Raw genomic sequence first — 3,705 nt, forward strand, 5'->3', positions numbered from 1 at the left:
CTCTGGCAGCGGGCCGGCGGGCTTGTCTTCCAGCACCCGGACTGGATCGCGGCCTGGTGGCGAACCACCCCGCATCAGGAACGGCGCGCGCTCAGGATTGGCCTTGCCTGGAACGGCGACCGGCTCGACGGCGTGATAGCGCTCGCGACCTTCAGGCGCTCCGGCATCCGCATACTCGAATGGGCAGCGAAGGATCACAGTGACTATGGCGACGCGCTGGTTGCACCTGACAGCGACCCGCGGGCGATCTCCCGCCTCTGGCAGCATGTTTTTGACCAGGGCGGCTTCGACCTGATCTATCTCAACCGTCTGCTGCCGGATGCCGGTGTTCATGCCCTGCTGGAACCGGCCCATGGCAAGGCGCTTCGGCCCAACCACCGCACTGAAATCAGCTATCGTGTCGGCGGCTCCTGGCAGCGTGGGGCGGAATGGTTCGAGACGTTGTCCAAGAAGGGCCGGCAGAACTATCGTCGTGGCCGCAAGTTCATGGAAGAAAGCGGCGCATTGCGTTTCCGGCTGCTGGATCCGGATGAGCCGCGCGAACCGGTGCTCGAGCGGGTCGCGACGTTGAAGCGCCTCTGGCTCGCCCGCCATGGTCGCGCCTCGGATCTGTTCGACAAGGGCTCGCCCGTTCTCGCCGCGCTTATTTCGGTGCTGGCCGACCTCGGGCTGTTGCGCATCTTCGTGCTGGAGCTTGACGACAAGATCGCCGCCGTCTCGATCAATTTCGAGCAGCGCGGCACGATGATGGCTTTCGTCACCACCTATGATCCCGAATACGAGCGCGCCTCGCCGGGTATGGTGCTGATGATGGACTATATTCAGTGGTCGTTCGACCGTGGCCTTGCCACGATTGATTTTCTCTGCGGCGGCGAGGATTTCAAGCGGCGCTTCGCCACGCAATCAGTCACGCTGTCGTCGATGATGGGCGCGCGCGGCTTGCGTGGCCATCTTGCCGCGCTGGCCGATCAAGTGAGCCATGCTTCGAAATCCTGGAGGACGCGGCGGCAGCCGAAGGCTGAGGCCCCTGACGAGTAGCGTCATAATTGTCGATTGCTTTGGTGGGCTTTGGCGACGTTCAGAGCGCGCGAACGGCTTCCAGCACGGCCTCGGCATGGCCCTTGACGCGGACCTTGCGCCAAATCCTGGCGATCCGTCCGTCGCGTCCGATCAGGAACGTCGCGCGCTCGACACCCATGTATTTGCGGCCATACATCGATTTCTCGACCCACAGATGGTAGGCCTCGATCACCTTGCGCTCCTCGTCGGCGGCAAGATCGATGGTGAGATCGTATTTCGACTTGAACTTGTCGTGTTTCTTGGCGCTGTCGGGCGACAGGCCAATGACGACGGCGCCGGCCTTCTCGAATTCCGGCTTCAGCCGTGAGAAGCTGATCGCCTCTTGCGTGCAGCTTGTCGTGTCGTCCTGTGGATAGAAATAGAGTACCACCGGCTTGCTGGCGGATGCCGCCAGGCTGAGCGATCCGCCACCGTCCCGCGGCAGGTCGAATTGCGGCGCGGGATCGCCTACGTCGAGGTCGGCCATATCGATGCCCTTGTTTGAGGTTACGCGCGAAGCCACACCGATATAGTGTCGAGCGGGGATTCGTCCACGAGCGAATTCGTACAACGGAAGATTGCGTGGATCAGGAGCAACCGCAGCACGAGAAGATCAGGTTCAGGCGGGACGAGATCACCGACCTGGGGGCTTTGCCGTCCGCGTGCCGCGTCCCGCCTCTCGGTCAGGCTGCCATCGGCCGCGGCGTTCGCATCCTTTCACGCCTGTTTGCCGGCCTGGTCGCGTTCATGCTGCTGGTCGCGGTGACCGTCTATCTCATCGGCCTTTCCGGCATCGGCTCGGACCGGCTGCGCGTCGAGGCGGAGAGCGCCATAGAGAGGCTGGCGGGCGTCGACGTCAATGTCGCGGTCGGGCCCGCGCGCATTACGCTCGACAGTTCGAGCTTCGTCGCCCTCCAGGTCAGCGATGTCAGCCTGAAGACATCAGACGGCAAGCCGATGGCGGATGCCGGTCGTGTGCGCTTTGGCGTGCGTCTGGTGCCGCTGCTATGGGGTGAGGTGCGGCTGACCAGTGCCAGGATCTCGGATGCCCGTGTCGTCATGGCGGCGATGCCGTCCGGCGGCGACTGGACCGCGGCGCTGCGCAACCAGGACGGCCTCGTCGATCCGGAGAAACTGTCGGACGCGGTGTTCGGCAATATCCATCGCGCGCTCGATGCCGTGCGGGAAGATTCGATGCGCCGGATCGATCTCAGCAATGTCGAGTTCGTGCTGCCCGACGCCGGATCGATCAAGCTGGTCAAGATCGCCGACGCCACCGTGGTTCAGTCGGGGCCGGGGGGCATGAAGTTCACCGCCGAGGCGGATGTCGACGGCAGGACAGTCACGGTTGCCGCCGCCGCCATCCGCGATGTCGCGGCGCACCGGGTAACAAGCCTGGATGCCAGCATCAATCTGGCGGATGCCGGCGCCACCGCTGCCGGCTCCGGGAAGCTTGGTGCCGTCGCGTTGAAGCTGACGGGATCGGAAGGCTCAGGCACCACCGCATCACGCCTGGCCGCCGCCCTTTCATCCACCGGCTCGGTGCTCGATCTTGGCGCGCGCGGGCTGCTGCCGGCGGATGCCGATGTCAATGCGACGCTTGTCTACGGCTCCAACAAGATCCAGGTGGACAGGTTGCTGCTGAAAACCGGCCGGTCTTCATTCGATTTCGGCGGCTCGATCGGGCCAAAACCGGCAACCGGGGTAGCGGGTGAGGAACCGTCCTACCGTTACGATCTGACCAGCGACGGTTCGACCTTGGCACCGTCGGAATCGCCTGAACCCGCATTGATCTTCCTGGCGCGGATTGCCGGCGTCTACCAGCCGCAAAGCCGTAAACTGGTGGCCGAGCAGATCGCGGTTCGGTCCTCTGGTTCCGGCGAGGTGCTTGGTACCTCAACAGTGGAATTCGTTGACGGCAAGGCTCCCGGGATCAATCTGGCGCTCAGCGTCCATGACATGCCGGTCTCGCACGTCAAACAGCTTTGGCCATGGTTTTCGGCGCGCAATGCGCGGCTCTGGGTGCTGAACAATTTGTTCGGCGGCCGCGTGGTCGACGCCAATCTCCAGTTCCAGGTGGTGCCGGACCGCCTCGGCAATGGGGTACCGCTTTCCGCCGACGAGGTCTTCGGCCGCTTCCAGATCGAGGGGGCGCGCTTCGACACGGCCGGCCGCATTCCGCCGATCCGCGACGCGGTGGGCGTCGTCGGATTCCACGGCAACGACGTCGACATTTCATTGTCCTCGGGCACCGTCTTCATGCCCAGTGGCCGCGTGGTTGCGGCCAGCAACGGGACATTGACCGTCAAGGCGGCCAACCGCCCGCCGGTCATCGGCGCTCTCGATATCGACGTTGCCGGCGATGCGTCCGCTGTCGCCGAACTTGCATCCTATGAACCGATCAATGCCATGCGCCATGTCGGCCTTCTGCCGGAGGATCTTTCCGGCAGCGTTACCGGCCACGTCAAGGCGGACATTCCGCTGCAGTCGGGCGTCGATACCGCGAGGCTCGATTGGCTGGTGTCGCTCGACTATACAGGCCTGTCCTTGGCCAAGCCGTTCGAGGGACAGGCCGTAACCAATGCCGATGGCTCGATCACCGTCGACCCGCAAAAGGCTGTCATTTCGGCTAAGGCATCGCTGAAT

At 63.9% G+C, this 3,705-nt stretch carries 3 protein-coding genes; 2 read left to right on the forward strand and 1 reads right to left on the reverse strand.

Annotation, left to right across the window (positions count from 1 at the left end; all coding sequences use genetic code 11):
* Positions 1-1,038, forward strand: a 1,038-nt coding sequence (locus EOA36_RS30550) for a GNAT family N-acetyltransferase (protein WP_127280653.1), incomplete at its 5' end; no start/stop codon positions are given.
* 40 nt (positions 1,039-1,078) lie between these two features.
* On the opposite strand, the gene EOA36_RS30555 is transcribed toward EOA36_RS30550, so the two are convergent.
* Entirely contained in the window at positions 1,079-1,546 is a 468-nt protein-coding gene (locus tag EOA36_RS30555; RefSeq protein WP_127280654.1) for a peroxiredoxin, read from the reverse strand.
* 95 nt (positions 1,547-1,641) lie between these two features.
* Here EOA36_RS30555 and EOA36_RS30560 point away from each other — a divergent pair.
* On the forward strand, positions 1,642-3,705 hold a 2,064-nt coding region (locus EOA36_RS30560; protein ID WP_281040091.1), incomplete at its 3' end, for a DUF3971 domain-containing protein.

The organism is Mesorhizobium sp. M8A.F.Ca.ET.021.01.1.1 (assembly GCF_003998025.1).
Lineage (GTDB): Bacteria > Pseudomonadota > Alphaproteobacteria > Rhizobiales > Rhizobiaceae > Mesorhizobium.